10 protein-coding genes are annotated in these 14,433 nt (G+C 56.2%); 9 read left to right on the forward strand and 1 reads right to left on the reverse strand.

The genetic code is table 11. The annotated features are described in order from the left end of the window. Positions 1-88 precede the first annotated feature (88 nt). From BFV63_RS16855 to BFV63_RS23455, 8 genes are read left to right on the forward strand one after another with little or no spacing between them, the layout of a single operon-like run. A complete protein-coding gene (locus tag BFV63_RS16855) occupies positions 89-1,903 on the forward strand; it encodes a glycosyltransferase family 2 protein (RefSeq protein ID WP_023323634.1) in 1,815 nt (604 codons plus the stop codon). Continuing rightward, complete coding sequence (locus BFV63_RS16860; RefSeq protein ID WP_003862249.1) at positions 1,900-3,231, forward strand: DUF3131 domain-containing protein; 1,332 nt, start codon at positions 1,900-1,902, stop codon at positions 3,229-3,231. The genes BFV63_RS16855 and BFV63_RS16860 overlap by 4 nt, the downstream gene beginning before the upstream one ends. Continuing rightward, the gene (locus BFV63_RS16865; RefSeq protein WP_048209488.1) at positions 3,228-4,775 is read left to right on the forward strand and encodes a DUF3131 domain-containing protein; all 1,548 of its coding nucleotides are present in this window, start codon (positions 3,228-3,230) and stop codon (positions 4,773-4,775) included. Before BFV63_RS16860 ends, BFV63_RS16865 begins: the two co-directional genes overlap by 4 nt. Continuing rightward, positions 4,760-6,154: a DUF3131 domain-containing protein gene (locus BFV63_RS16870; protein WP_048209491.1), complete on the forward strand. Its 1,395-nt coding sequence runs from the start codon at positions 4,760-4,762 to the stop codon at positions 6,152-6,154. The genes BFV63_RS16865 and BFV63_RS16870 overlap by 16 nt, the downstream gene beginning before the upstream one ends. After that, positions 6,151-6,585 carry a globin gene (locus BFV63_RS16875; protein WP_003862244.1) on the forward strand — a complete coding sequence of 145 codons (435 nt, stop codon included), beginning with the start codon at positions 6,151-6,153 and terminating at the stop codon, positions 6,583-6,585. The genes BFV63_RS16870 and BFV63_RS16875 overlap by 4 nt, the downstream gene beginning before the upstream one ends. A gap of 2 nt (positions 6,586-6,587) precedes the next feature. Then, positions 6,588-9,296 carry a response regulator gene (locus tag BFV63_RS16880; RefSeq protein WP_048241976.1) on the forward strand — a complete coding sequence of 903 codons (2,709 nt, stop codon included), beginning with the start codon at positions 6,588-6,590 and terminating at the stop codon, positions 9,294-9,296. After that, positions 9,265-11,463 (forward strand): glycoside hydrolase family 2 protein, encoded by a 2,199-nt coding sequence (locus tag BFV63_RS16885; protein WP_048209494.1) that lies wholly within the window; start codon positions 9,265-9,267, stop codon positions 11,461-11,463. The genes BFV63_RS16880 and BFV63_RS16885 overlap by 32 nt, the downstream gene beginning before the upstream one ends. Before the next feature lie 35 nt (positions 11,464-11,498). Then, positions 11,499-11,924 carry an SDR family oxidoreductase gene (locus tag BFV63_RS23455; RefSeq protein ID WP_050583628.1) on the forward strand — a complete coding sequence of 142 codons (426 nt, stop codon included), beginning with the start codon at positions 11,499-11,501 and terminating at the stop codon, positions 11,922-11,924. A 39-nt stretch (positions 11,925-11,963) separates the two neighbouring features. On the opposite strand, the gene BFV63_RS16895 is transcribed toward BFV63_RS23455, so the two are convergent. Continuing rightward, entirely contained in the window at positions 11,964-12,686 is a 723-nt protein-coding gene (locus tag BFV63_RS16895; RefSeq protein ID WP_003862234.1) for an SDR family oxidoreductase, read from the reverse strand. A 98-nt stretch (positions 12,687-12,784) separates the two neighbouring features. On the opposite strand from BFV63_RS16895, the gene BFV63_RS16900 reads away from it, so the two are divergent. Then, on the forward strand, positions 12,785-13,702 hold the full coding sequence (locus BFV63_RS16900; RefSeq protein WP_023323641.1) for a LysR family transcriptional regulator: 918 nt from the start codon (positions 12,785-12,787) through the stop codon (positions 13,700-13,702). Positions 13,703-14,433 lie beyond the last annotated feature (731 nt).

A 14,433-nucleotide genomic window follows, 5' to 3' on the forward strand; every position in this document is an offset into this window, starting at 1 on the left:
GTTTACGGACGTTATTTTCCGTTTTGCGCTCCCTGTCAGTAACGGGTCTGTAATTAATAACTATCGTGGAAACAGGATATCCTTCTCTATGGATTTTTATTTTACCCGTTTTGAACATCGCCAGCCGCCTGAACCGCTTAAGACACCGCGATGGGTCATGTTAACATGGCAGGTATTGGCGGTTGCCTCGCTGATTTTAGGCGCTAATTATATTTACTGGCGCTGGACAGCTTCCTTAAATACCGACGCGCTGTGGTATGCCATTCCATTGGTGCTGGCTGAAACCCTGGCCTGGATCGGCACAGTGCTATTCACCATAAACCTGTGGAAAGAAGACGATCCGCCGCAAAATCCGCCCCCGATTGAGATCAATGATTGCCTGCGCTCCGAAGACGCGGAAGCCTCAAGACCCATCAAGGTCGATCTTTTTATCGCAACCTATTCAGAAGATGTTGAGCTGGTCAGGCTTTCAATTCGGGACGCCATGAAGATGGATTACCCCGGCCCGCTGGACTACAAGGTGCACGTGCTCGATGATGGCCGGCGTCCGGAGATGAAAGCCGTCTGCGATCAGGAAGGCGCAAACTACATCTCCCGCCAGACCAATATTGGCTTTAAGGCCGGTAACTTGCGAAACGGACTTGAGCAAACCGACGGTGATTTCCTGATCATTTGCGATGCCGATACCCGGGTCTTCCCCACTCTGCTCAGCCACACGCTGGGCTACTTTCGTGACCCTGACGTGGCCTGGGTTCAGACACCGCAGTGGTTCTTCGACCTGCCGGAGGGGGAAAACCTCGCGCGCTGGCTTGGGCGAAAAGCGGGCAAAACGGGATACGGGCTGGGATGGCTCGCCCAGAAGTTCATCGGGCCAGTAACCATCGGCCGCGATCCCTTTTTTAACGATCCGCGCATGTTTTATGACGTCATTCTGCGACGGCGAAACTGGGCCAACGCCGCCTTCTGCTGCGGTGCGGCCTCTGTACACAGGCGCGAAGCGGTAATGCAGGCAGCGCTGCGCAGCTACGTCTGGACGATAGAAGAAGAGATCGATCGCCACACGCGGGACATTCGCGATCCCGTCATGCGTGAAACCCTTCAGGACGCCATGCGTCCCCACGTGGCCTTCGACACGGAACTCACGCCCTATAAATTTCACGTTTCAGAAGATATTTATACCTCCATCCTGCTCCACGGCGATGCCGCCCGCCGCTGGCGCTCGGTAATGCACCCGCGGATCGAATCGAAAATGCTCTCACCGCAGGATATGCTGACGTGGATGATCCAGCGCTTCAAATATGCCGCGGGTTCACTGGATATTCTGTTCCATGACAATATTTTCAGCCGCCGCCGTTTTAAGCTCTCTTTGCCGCAAACGCTGATGTACGCCACCACCTTCTGGTCCTATCTGGCCTGCGTGTGGAACACTGTTTTCCTGATATCGCCCATTGTTTACCTGTTTACCGGCATTCCGCCTGTATCAGCCTGGTCTGAACCCTTTTATCTTCATTTTTTGCCCTTTTTTATTGTTTCGGAGCTGGCGTTTATGTTCGGCACCTGGGGAATATCAGCCTGGGATGGCAGAGCATCGTATCTCTCATTCTTCTCCATGAATTTGCGCGCGCTCAACACAGTCCTGCGCGGAGAGCAGATCAAATTCCACGTTACCCCCAAAGAGAGGCAGACGGGACGGTTTCTATACCTGGTGAAACCGCAAATCGCCATCGTCGTGCTCACGCTGGCGGGGCTGATTTGGGGCGGTATTCAGGTTGCACGTGGGCAGGTTGACGATCCGTCCGGCTACGTTATCAATATCTTCTGGGGTGCAGTCAACATTGCCGCCATGCTGCCGCTGATCTTCGCCGCCATGTGGACTCCGGCTGAAGAAGAGGTGAGCGAATGAGAAAACGCGACGCACTTTTGTCAGCCCGCAGCTACCTCACCATTCTGCTCGGCTTTCTGCTGGGATTCGCTATTGTCGTCTGGGTTGAAAAACAGATGCCGACACGCGTTGAGAGCAGCGCAGGGATATCGCTGAGTAACGATTTCCCACCCTTGCCCGCTCCGCGTGAACTGACATTCGAAGAAGCCATCTGGGCGCGGGTGGCCTGGCAATATTATGTGAACAACACGCAGCCGAATGGCCTGGCCAACGCGCACGACGGCGAACCCTGGCTCAGCCTGTGGAGCACCGGCAGCTATCTTTTTGCGGTTGCAGCCGCCAGGCAGCTCAACGTTCTTACTTCCGAGGAGTTTGATGAACGCATCGCGGCCGCACTGGCGGCCCTCGCAAGCCTTCCACTCAATCCTCAGGGGCTGCCCGCCGCCTATTACCATGCCGACACACTTGAGACCCTGGGCAAACCGGACGCCTCGGCTATCGGCATGGGCCGCCTGCTTAACGCCCTGCAAACGCTGCTGTGGCGTTATCCTCAGCACGCTGGCGCCGTACGCAATCTGCTCGATCGCTGGAAGATGGGCGCCCTGATTGCCAATAACACCACCAGCCAGGCCGCGGTCCCGCTCCACCATTGGGCGCTGGCGACGGACGAGCCGAGAAACAGCTTCGGCTATCGTCTTTATGCAAGCCATACGCTTCGGCTGATCGACAGCGCGGCGGGACTGGCAGTGACGAATCCACCAGAAGGGCAGCAGATGATCGACATCGACGGAATAATGGTGCCCGACGAGGGGCTGCGCACGCCGTGGGGTCGCCAACCTTCGCTTATCAGCCTTCCCTATTTATTAACGGGGCTTGAGCTGGGTTTTGATGCGCAGAGCGCAGAAATCACATGGCGCATAATGCAGATCCAACAGCGTCGACATAGCCTTCGGGTCCGCAAGCCGCCGATCAGCACCGATTACGCCGAGCCCGCGCCGGATTACGTCAACGATCTGCCCAATCGCCAGCCGCTGCAAAATAGCGCTCTGCTTGACGCCACGCCGGAGCAAACGGCGATGACTTCGACCCGCACCGCCTTTGCCTGGTACGCCCTGTTCCGCAACGGCTGGAGCGAAGCACTGCGCCAGCAGGTGCAAAAGCTACAGGTACCAGGCAAGGGCTGGCAGCGCGGGCTTAACCTCAACAGCAGCGTGAACGAGATCGTTGATGCCGATACCAATGCGGTCGTCCTCGAAAGCCTGGCGTACATTGCGCACGGTCAGATGCTTTGTCTGGCCTGCCCTGGCCCCGCCACTCCCCAAACCTCTTCAGCAGGAGCGAAGCCATGAAGCTGAAATCAATACTCTTTTTTCCTCTTCTGGCCGGGCTTGTGGCGTGCTGGCTCTCACTCTCTGCGGCACAGGCAGCGGCTGGACTTCCCGCTTCTGATTACCCACCGCGTAGCGGCGAACTCACGCCTCGCGAGATGGCTATTGCCAAAAACGCCTGGCAATATTTCGTTGCTAACTATCAGCCCACAACCGGCCTGGTAAATGCCGTTAATAAATACCCCTCAACCACTATGTGGGACAGCGCCTCTTATATGGCCGCGATGACGGCCGCAAGGGAGCTGGGGATTATTGATAAAGCTGAGTTCGATCGCAGAATGCTGAAATTACTCGCTACCCTGAACAAACTGGATTTATTCCGCAACGAACTGCCCAATAAAGCCTATAACACCATCACAGGTCAGAAGGTTAACTACCAGAACAAACCTGGCGAGATTGGCTTCTCGGCGCTGGACATCGGCAGGATGTTGATCTGGCTGAAGGTCATTAAGGAGCGCTATCCGGAATACGGCAACAGCATTGATAACGTGCTGCTGGGATGGAACTTCACCAACGTCATCAACCCCTGTGGAATGATGTACGGAGCCTACCTGGAAAATGGCCAGCCAAAGTACGTGCAGGAGGGGCGGCTGGGCTACGAAGAGTATGGTGCAGCGGGCTTTGCGCTGTGGGGCTTTGGCACCTGTCAGGCCAGCCAGCCTCAGCCCTACGAGCTGGCTGAGATCTACTGCGTAATGGTGCCTTATGACTCGCGCGATCCGCGCCTTACCAGCCAGCATAATTACGTCGTAACCGAATCCTATGTGCTTTACGGCCTCGAATTTGGTTTCGACAAACCGACGGACAGGGAAAACAGCCCGCGTGACTACACCCATCCGTGGATGAAAAACTTCGCCGACAGGGTTTACCAGGCGCAGGAGAATCGCTACGCCATCACCGGTATTTTATCTGCTCGCTCTGAGCATCAACTCGATCAGTCACCCTACTTCGTCTACGACACCGTCTTTAGCGACGGCTTCAACTGGAACACCATCACCGATAAAGGCGTGTACGTTCCCAATACGGCCGCCGTCTCTCTGAAAGCGGCGCTCGGGATGTGGGTTCTCTGGAATTCGCCTTATACCGACCGCCTGCTGGACGCCATTGAAAACGCCAACGAGGCGGGCAAAGGCTACTATGAAGGGCTGTACGAAAACGGCGACGGCCCCATCAAAGAATTCACGGCCAATAACAACGGCATCATGCTTGAAGCATTGCTGTTCAAAAAAGAGGGCAAGCTGTTGCAGTTCAACAGCGATAATCCCAAAGATCCCCACTTTGCCCCTTCCCTGTGGGAAAAAAAGCTGGTGGATCTCTTTGAGCCTAATAATGCCTCGCGCAACCGTCCATTCCTGAACAGTACGCCCGCAGTGAAGACATGGTGTGAACAAACCGGGACCACTCTGCGCACCAAACCCGCTTGCCAGGCCTGTCAATGTGCTACCTGTAATACGGACGAGCCTGTGAAACTGCCGCCGGTGACCGCACAATGCTTAAGACCTTAGCCCGCTGGCTGGCTGCCGCCGTCCTCATTCTTATTATCGCCTTCGCCCTGTTCAGCTGCGAAAGCGCAGGGTGGCGCTGGCTGACCAAAGGCGGCTGGCACACCACCGCTCGCATCAGTAGCCTGACCCCACAGGAGCGGGAGTGGGCGGGTATCGCCTGGCGCTATTTTGAGAATAACACACAGCCTCAGACAGGGCTGGTCAACGGTAGCGATAAACAGCCACGCGTTACGCTGTGGCAAATGGGCGATACGCTTATCGCCCTGCTGGCAGCTCGCGAGCTGGGTCTGATCCAGGCGGCCGAGTTTGATGCACGGCTGACGCGCCTGCTCGGAACACTCAATCGCCTGACGCTGACCGAAACCCGCACGCCAGGCAGACTCTATTCCAGCCGTACGGCCACGCCCATCGATTTCACAGGAAAACCGGCGCAGCGCGGATGGTCGGCGAAAGATATGGCGCGGCTGATGCTGGCCCTGCGTCTCACTGCCGAGCGAGCACCTGAGTACCGCGAATATCTGGAAAAAATCATCCTGCGCTGGAATTTTTGTCCGGTGATGGATAAAGACGGGGAGCTGTGGTCTGCGTCCGAGCAGAACGAACAGCTGTTGGTACGCGACGAACTGCGGCTGGGTGAAAGCGAATATGCCGCCAGCGCGTTTCGGCTGTGGGGATTCCCGGCGGGCAAGGCATTTTCCCCGCCTTCCCAGAACGTCATCATGTACCAGCGCAGCCTCGCCGTTGACGCGCGCGATCCAAGAACAACCTGGCAGCCATCGCTGCTCTCCACCCTCCCCGCGATGCTCCCGGGTCTGGAGTTTGGCTGGCAGGCCCCCGGAGTGGCCGTCGATATTCAAAAAAGGCTGCGCGCCCGGGCCGAAGGAGTATGGCTCAGCCAAAAAACGCGCTGGGAGCACGACGGCATACTCACCGCACGCGCCGATTTTTACCTCTCTCAGGCGCCATGGCACGTCGAGGACACCGTCTGGGGGAATGGTTACGCCTGGAATACGTTGGGCGATGACGGTAAAAGCTATCCCCGGCTGGCACAGGTGACCACCAAAGCGGTCTTCATGCTCTGGACGCTGTGGGAAAACGAATATACCGATGCCCTGATGGCTATAACCCGACACCTGAATAACCCGCAACAGGGCTGGTTTGAGGGCCGCGTTGAGGCCACCGGCGATATCAACCCGACGCTAACCCTCTCGACGAACGCCATGGTGCTGGAAGCGCTGCTGTACAAACACAACGCCGGACCGCTGTTTGAAAACGGCCTTGTGAAGAATGATGGCTATTTTGCCCGCCGCACGTCGGATCCTTTCAATCCGCCCGGCCTCTGTCTGCCCGGCGAACGTGCCTTGAGGGCCGCACCATGAAATTTTATCGCGATCTCTTTGACGCCAGCCTGAACCGCGTCCTGCCGGAGAATGATAAACGGCACTTTTTTGAAACGTTCTGGGAAACGTTTATCCATATGTCACCGGAGACAGAACAGCACTTTGCCCGGGACCAGGGCGGAGATGGCCAGCAGACGATCTTCAAGAGCTTTTTCGCCATGCTTGCCGTTGACGGTGCGCTGTTTGTACCCGATTTTCTGGAACGCCTGGCGCGGGAGCAGAGTGATGAAGGACTAGGCCTGCCACCGCGATTTTTCGGCCTCTGGCGGGAGGCAATGCTCAGGACCGTGCGCGCCTGCGATCCACTTTGCGATGAAGAGATCCTCACAGCCTGGGCGATGGCAATTGCCCCCGGGCTGGAGTATCTGCGCCGCCAGGCGGAGCTGCACTATAAGGCCAGAGGTGAGTAACCATGCGAGCCACATCCCGTTTCGATCTCAACGCGCTGCCTGTGGGGGTGATGATTTACGATCCCGCCGAGCATCTGCTGGCCTGGAATGACCAGATATCGCGCTTTTACCCGGTGATCGCCCCCTGGCTGATCGCCGGCGCTTCCCTCGAGAGCCTGGCGGAGAAATTTATTGATGCGGGTTATAACATCGACTCCACCCGCCGCCGGACCCTGCGTGAAGCGATCGTTCGCAACTGCCGTCAGTCAAGCCATCGAGAGGTGCGGCAGTCGGGAAACCGGCGGCTCTACGTGCAGCATCAGCGTCTCGCCGATGGCGGCATTCTCAGCCTGCATACCGATATTACCGAGCTTGACGACGCCCAGCGCTCGCGCCAGCAGCTGCACGATGATTTTTTACTGACCGCAGAGTCCATTCAGATCGGCATCTGGAACTGGCAGGTCTCTCACGACAGCCTGGAGGTGAACGATACGTTGCTGGCGATGGTGGGTCAGTCACGTACGCAGCTGCACTACCCGCTGCGCTTTTTACTGAATCTGGTCCATGAAGAGGATCGTGCCGTCCTGCGCAACGCGATGATCGCCTCCAGGCAGGAGCACATGCCGGTGTTTGAAAGTGAGATTCGCGTGCAACACGCGACGCAGGGCTGGCGCTGGATGCTGGTTTCGGGACAGGTGGTCACCCTCAGTATGCAGCAGCAGGCCGAACGGGTGATCGGCACCCTACAGGACATCACCCGCCGCAAGGAGGCCGAGTTGTTAGCCATTGAAGCGGCGAAAGTGGCCCGGGAGGCCAACGAGGCGAAGAGTGCATTTCTCGCCAACATGAGCCACGAAATTCGCACCCCGATGAACGGCATTCTGGGCATGACTCAGCTCTGCCTCGATACACAGCTCACCCTCGAACAGCGTGAATATCTTTCTCTGGTGATGAGTTCAGCGCAGTCACTGCTGCATATCATCAATGACATTCTCGATTTCTCACGCATTGAGTCAGGTAAGATGACCGTCGATACAGAGCCGCTGGAAATCCGCCCCTTTGTGCAGTCGCTCATCCGCCCGCATATGCCCTCCGCCAGCGAAAAAGGCATTGAACTGCTGGTGGATATCGCTCCGGGGGTGCCGGAAGTGCTCATCGTTGATGGTCCCCGACTACGTCAAATTCTGACTAATCTCCTGGGCAACGCGCTGAAGTTCACCCATCACGGTGAGGTTATGCTGGCAATAGAGCCTACAGAAAGTGAAGGGCACTGGCGTTTTCGCATACGCGACAGCGGCATTGGCATCCCGATGGAGAAACAAAAAGCCATTTTCGAGGCGTTCAGCCAGGCCGATAGCTCTACCACCCGCCGCTACGGCGGTACTGGCCTCGGACTGACCATTTCTGCCCGCCTGGTAAGTCTTATGGGCGGAGAGCTAACGGTTCAGAGCGAGCCGGGTGAAGGCAGCGAATTTGCTTTTACGTTGCCACTGGAAGGTCAGTTGGCTGTCTCAGCAACCGATGCTCCTGTAGCACGCTTTAACGGCGAATCGGTACTGGTGGTAGACGACAACAGTACCAACCTGCGGCTGCTGGACACCATGCTTCGCCAGATGGGTCTGACACCGACCTGTGTTAACAACGCCGGGGAAGCGTTAAGCCTGACCGCAAAAAGGGGATACTGGCCGCTGATCCTGCTGGATGCCCAGATGCCGGATATGGACGGTGTATCGCTGGCCATTGAGCTCTCTGTTATGCCGCAGGCCGAGCAAAGCCACATCATTATGCTCAGTTCCATGAGCCGCCATTTCGATGCCAATATGCTCAAGCGCATCGGGGTTGCCCACTATTTGCATAAGCCGGTTGCCCAACGTGAACTCTATCAAACCATAGCCAGCGTCCTGGCACCCGCTCCACATCTGGCATCGCCCCCTTCTCTTTCTCCCTCTCCCGTCACCTCGCCTGTACCGGCGCAGGGCGGACTTCACATTCTTCTGGCCGAGGACAACCTGGTGAATCAGAAAGTCGCCAGACGCCTGCTGGAGCAGCTCGGCCACCGTTGCGAAGTGGTATCCAATGGCCGTGAGGCCCTCGAACGCTGGCGTGAACAGTCCTGGGATTTGATGTTGGTTGACTTGCAAATGCCAGAAATGGACGGTGAAACGGCCATTCGCCTGCTTCGTGAGGAGACACTGACGCGGGGGCGTAGCCACCAGCCCGCCATCGCGATGACCGCCCATGCCATGCAGGGTGACAAGGCGCGCTGTCTGGCAATGGGCTTCGACGGCTATATTGCCAAGCCGGTAAGTCAGGAGGCGCTCAGGGAGGAGATAGCCCATGTTCTCGCCGGAGAAGATAAGGGTCTGCCGGATGAGGCACAGCTGTTAAAACAGTGCGCGGACGATCCTGAACTGGTTAATGAATTGCTGGCGCTGTTCGGCAACGGTCTTGACGAGGCGGTGGCAGCCATGGCGCTGAACATTGCGCATAATGACCGCGATGCCCTGCGGCGGGCCGCTCATAAGCTTCGCGGCGAAGCCGTCACCCTCGGTTTCATTCGTCTTTCAGAAGTGCTCCAGCAATTGGAGAGTCAGGCGGTCTCGCTGAACCAGACGGGGCTGAGCGTTTTACATGGCGAGCTTATCGAGGAGGCCAGACGCTCTGCGGCCTGGCTGCGCCGCAGAGCACAGGAGGTTAAAGATGATCAGGCTTCTTCTGCTGCTGGCAATTAGCCCTCTGCTGGCCCAGGCCAGCCAGCCCGTCACCTGGTCACTGGCCGGAATGTGGCGCGTGCATGACGCCAACCTCAGCACCTTTGATGGCGCCAGCGCGCCTGACCGCGACTGGCGATCGATTGCGGTTCCGGCCAACTGGTACAGCGCCGGATACGATCATCAGGGTGCCCTCTGGTATCGGCACGAATTTACCCTGCCCAGGCGCGCGCCCGATACCATGGCCACCCTGGTCTTTGATGGCGTGGACTATTTTGCCGACGTCACGCTCAACGGCAGGCATCTTGCCCATCACGAGGGGTATTTTCAGCGCTTCTCGGTAGACATAAGCGATGCTTTGCAGCGACACAATAAGCTCGCCGTGCGGGTGGACAGTCCCTGGGAAGATCCGAAAACAATCTGGCCGCTGCATAAAACGATGGTTAAAGGCGTACTTAACCAGCACGATACCCGCCCTGGCGGGGCCTGGTCAGAGGACGGCCAGGATGCCAACTCCGGGGGGATCTGGTCGCCGGTAAAGCTACATTTGAGCCGCGGAGTGACCATCGACGAGGTAATACTGCGTCCGGACTGGCGTGAAGGGCTGAGCAAACCAGCGCTGCACGCCGAGATCCGCTACCGGGCGTTGTCTGCCGGTGACGTAACTTTGCGCCTGTCGGCCACGCCAGACAATTTTACGGGCCCGCCTGTAAAGCAGAAATTCCCTGTAAACCTTGCGAGAACGGACGGAAAGCCGCAATCGCTTCGCGTCACGCTGCCAATGCAAGGCGCCAGGCTCTGGTGGCCAGTGGGCTATGGCAGGCCAAACCTGTACCGAGTGCGCGCAACCCTGACGGATAAGCAAGGAGTGATGGATACCGCAGTTGCCCGTACCGGGTTACGCAAGATAGTGAAGCAGCCTGACAACAAGGGCTGGCTCTTTAATGACAAACGCCTGTTTATCAAAGGGAGTAATTACATCGGCTCCCCGTGGCTTAGCACCATGACACGCAAAAAATATCGCCGCGATTTCAGGCTGGTGCAGGCAATGAACGCCAACGCGATACGCGTTCACTCGCATGTGGCAGGCCGGGCACTTTACGATGTGGCTGACGAAATGGGGCTGATGATCTGGCAGGATGTCCCCCTGCAATGGGGTTACAATAACAGCGACGCCTTCGCGGATAATGCCGCGCGACAGACCCGCGAGATGGTTGAACAGTTTGGTAATTCCCCGGCCATTATCGTCTGGGGCGGTCATAACGAGCCGCCATGGAATTCACCGTGGATGGAAAAACGCTTTCCCGACTGGAATAAAAACCTGAACCAGACGCTGACGAAACGCGTCGGAGACGCGCTTTCGCAAGATACCTCGCGCATAGTGCATCGTTTTTCTGCGGTGGAAGAACACTACTGGGCCGGATGGTACTTTGGCACCATGCGCGATCTTCTTGGCCCCGCCAAAACCGCGATCATCACGGAGTTTGGCGCTCAGGCGCTACCGCGACTCTCAACCCTGAAAACCATCATTCCCGCCCGCCTGATGTGGCCGAAAAGCACCGCCGCCGACGATCCCGGCTGGACGCACTGGAAATACCATAACTTCCAGCCCTTCCAGACCTTTAAATTTGCCAATATTCCGCGGGGCAATACCATTCAGGAGATGATTGCCAACACCCAGCGTTACCAGGCAGAGCTGGTGGCAATGGCGGCAGAGAGCTATCGTCGGCAGCGCTACCAGCCGGTAACTGCCCTCTTCCACTTTATGTTTGTAGAAACCTGGCCCTCCATCAACTGGGGCGTCGTGGATTATCTGCGTAAGCCGAAAGCGGGCTACTACGCCCTGCAAAAAGCCTATCAGCCCATTCTGCCGTCGATTGAACCCGTGACGGCGGTGTGGCGTCAGGGAAGCGAAGCAACGGTTCGCCTGTGGGCGATCAATGACACCTGGTCCGCCTGTGAGGCGTGTCGTCTGAAGTGGCAGGTGAAGCAAAATGGTCGGGTGCTGGCTAAAGGCAATACAAGCCTCACGCTTCCCCCCGATTCGGGCAGCAGGATCAAGGACATCACCGTCACACCGACCACCAGGCATAACGTTACCATTGAGTATGAGATTTCGGATCGCGCCGGTAACACCGTGGGTTCCAACCAGCGCAATGAGAGAGTGGAAAGCCCTCCTGAGCAATGAATGCTGGCTACCCAACGATGCTATTGATACCCGGCATGTCAGCCTTTCAGCGTGTTAACGAACCAGCATCTGGCCTGGCCGGGCGGATGTTCTTCCAGGTGCACTGCCCGCATGGAAAAACCGGTCCCGACGTCGGGCTGCATCTGCACGTTCAGCGTAACCCGTTTTCCCGCTGCGAAAGCTTCCTCGACCATTGGCAGCGGCATATAACCCCCCCGTCCGTGGAGCTGGCGCCTCAGTTCAACATTCGCGTCACCTCGCTTCAGCCGGGTGCCGTTGAAAGTGAATTATTCGAGCATATCAGTGACAAAAATTATCGTGCACCGATGGAACAGCTGAAGGAGAAGATGACGTTCCTGAAAGCCGATGATGTCGCCGACTCGATTCCTTACGTGTTGCAGGCACCGGAACATGTGAACGTGGCAGAGCTGTTTATTATGCCGCCCGAACAGCCGTGGTAAGAGAGTGAAGCGGGTCAGGCTGATGCCTGACCCGCTACGTTAGTTTGCGGAGGCCGTAGGTCTGATGGTGATTTCGGTGGTATCGACACTCTCAGGCGCCTCGATGATGTGGCGCACGGCGCGAGCGATATCAGCTGGTTTGAGAGCAATAGCCCGGTACGCATCCATCACCGCCATGGTTTCTTCGTGCGTAATGGTCGAGGCCAGTTCGCTTTCCACCACTCCGGGGTTGACGCAGGTCACGCGGATGTTTGAACTTTCCTGACGCAAACCATCGGAAATGGCCCGGACCGCAAATTTGGTCGCACAATAAACTGCGGCCGTGGGCACGACGGACAAGGCACCGATCGAGCCAATATTAATGATCTGCCCCGAGTTCTGGGCTTCCATAATCGGCAGAACCGCGCCAATTCCCCACAGTACCCCCTTAATATTCACGTCAATGGTGCGTTCCCACTCATCCTGCTTGCCAGCCGAAAGCGGAGACAGAGGCATAATGCCCGCATTGTTAATAAGAACGTCAATGCGGCCCCACTTTTCCCGTGCTGCCTCAACGAAGGCGGCCATAGACTGGCGGCTGGTAACGTCTAATACCTGAGCCTCTGCCTCTCCTCCTGCGCTGCGGATTTCATCAGCCAGGGCGTGGATGCGCTCCAGCCTGCGTGCCCCCAGGAAAACTTTTGCGCCTGCCTTTCCCAGCTCTCTGGCAATACCTTCTCCAATACCGCTGGAGGCACCGGTAATTAAGATCACTTTGTTCATGTTTTGCTCCTTCAGTTGAGTTCAAAGCAATCATAGAGTCTCAACATTGTTTCTTGTATCCTGCCTTTACTGGACTCACTGGTTAGCGATGTTAAACAATGAAAATTGATCTTAATTTGTTACCGCTTTTTCTGGCGGTCGCCGAGGAGCGCAGCTTCAGCGCGGCCGCCGGGCGGCTGGGCATCACCCGTTCCGCTGTCAGCCAGGGGATAAGACGTCTCGAAGATGGGTTTCAGACCCTGCTGGTGATGCGCACCACGCGCTCGGTAAGGCTCACCGAAGCGGGTGAACGGTTGCATAAATCGTTGCTGGGGCCCATCGCCAACATTGAGGCGGCCTTTGACGATGTCACCTCGGACAGCATGCCGCGCGGACAGCTCAGGATCGCTGTCACCTCAATAGCGGAAGCGTTTCTTTCTGGCCCACTGCTCGCCTCGTTTGCGGCAGCGCATCCTGCGGTATCGCTTGATGTCTTCGTGTCAGATGAGGAATTCGATATCGTGGCAGCGGGCTATGACGCTGGGGTGAGACTGGGCGAAGTTATCGAAAAAGACATGATCGCGATTCCCCTTACGGGCCAGCAGCGTGAACGGGTGGTGGCTTCACCTTCCTATCTGGCGACACACAGCGCACCGGCGCATCCCCGTGAGCTGGTCGCTCATCGGTGTATCGGCTGGCGCCCTTCCCCGGACGTTGCCCCCTATCGCTGGGAGTTTGAGGAAGCAGGCGTCCCTTTCGATGTGGCAATTGAACCACAAATAACCACTAACGATCTGCGTCTTATGCTCAGCCTCGCGCTGGCCGGCGGTGGCATAACCTTTGCCACCGAGGACACCTTCACACCGTACATTGAATCAGGACAGCTGGTTTCCTTACTGGATGCGTTTCTTCCATCTTTTCCTGGTTTTTATCTCTATTTTCCCCAGCGCCACAATATGGCCCCCAAGCTCAGAGCCCTGATCGAGCACATCCGCCAGTGGCGACAGCTCCCCGCCACGCAACCCACACAGCGTTGAATGGTTCCAACCCTGAATGCAGATTTTCCTCAATCTGCTGCGTCCCTTTGATGAGCATCAACGACAGCACGTCATTACCATGGAAAATGACAACGGACACGATGGGCAGGACTTCACACAAGGATGGAACCTTAAAAATGTACAGACCAATAGTTGTTATCCTCTTTATTCTTTTGACATTAGCCGCCCTCGTGGAAATCGGCTTAATTTCTTTAGGCTAATACCGATTGCCTCTGAAAGGCCACGCTTGCGGCCTTTTATTTATTAAACATGAGAAGAAATCACGTTATTTTTGGAGTAGCAGAAATTAACCCGCACGTAAAAATATATTTTATAAATGAGAGAATTTAAAATATATCATACACCAGATATTTCACCCTAACTTAAATTACTATTAAGCAGAAATTAAACCTAACCAAAATTAAATATTTACCGCACATTTTAATTATTATTATCGCCCCACCAGCACCGTTTTAAGGGTTTCACCTTTAACGCCAAAACCCTTTGCCCACGCGCCCTCATAGCTAACGAAATATATTAACGCTATCAATTAATCGCCCCTGCAATAGCCGTGCTGGGTTTACGAACACTTAATTTGCATATTCAGACATTTATAGCTATATCATTTTCATAACGCAATAAATCAATACCTGCACAAATAATAAGGCTTATAAATCGCAAACATATAAATAAACAACTATTTCCTGTGTAAATAATTAGCTTTGCCCTGA

This window comes from Enterobacter hormaechei subsp. xiangfangensis (assembly GCF_001729785.1).
Taxonomy (GTDB): domain Bacteria; phylum Pseudomonadota; class Gammaproteobacteria; order Enterobacterales; family Enterobacteriaceae; genus Enterobacter; species Enterobacter hormaechei_C.

Bases quoted from the DNA above. Each gene is read 5' to 3' on its own strand.
- BFV63_RS16865 (WP_048209488.1), top strand. From the start codon at position 3,228: ATGAAGCTGAAATCAATACTCTTTTTTCCTCTTCTGGCCGGGCTTGTG.
- BFV63_RS16900 (WP_023323641.1), top strand. From the start codon at position 12,785: ATGAAAATTGATCTTAATTTGTTACCGCTTTTTCTGGCGGTCGCCGAG.
- BFV63_RS16875 (WP_003862244.1), top strand. From the start codon at position 6,151: ATGAAATTTTATCGCGATCTCTTTGACGCCAGCCTGAACCGCGTCCTG.
- BFV63_RS16880 (WP_048241976.1), top strand. From the start codon at position 6,588: ATGCGAGCCACATCCCGTTTCGATCTCAACGCGCTGCCTGTGGGGGTG.
- BFV63_RS16870 (WP_048209491.1), top strand. From the start codon at position 4,760: ATGCTTAAGACCTTAGCCCGCTGGCTGGCTGCCGCCGTCCTCATTCTT.
- BFV63_RS16885 (WP_048209494.1), top strand. From the start codon at position 9,265: ATGATCAGGCTTCTTCTGCTGCTGGCAATTAGCCCTCTGCTGGCCCAG.
- BFV63_RS16855 (WP_023323634.1), top strand. From the start codon at position 89: ATGGATTTTTATTTTACCCGTTTTGAACATCGCCAGCCGCCTGAACCG.
- BFV63_RS16895 (WP_003862234.1), bottom strand. From the start codon at position 12,686: ATGAACAAAGTGATCTTAATTACCGGTGCCTCCAGCGGTATTGGAGAA.
- BFV63_RS16860 (WP_003862249.1), top strand. From the start codon at position 1,900: ATGAGAAAACGCGACGCACTTTTGTCAGCCCGCAGCTACCTCACCATT.
- BFV63_RS23455 (WP_050583628.1), top strand. From the start codon at position 11,499: ATGTCAGCCTTTCAGCGTGTTAACGAACCAGCATCTGGCCTGGCCGGG.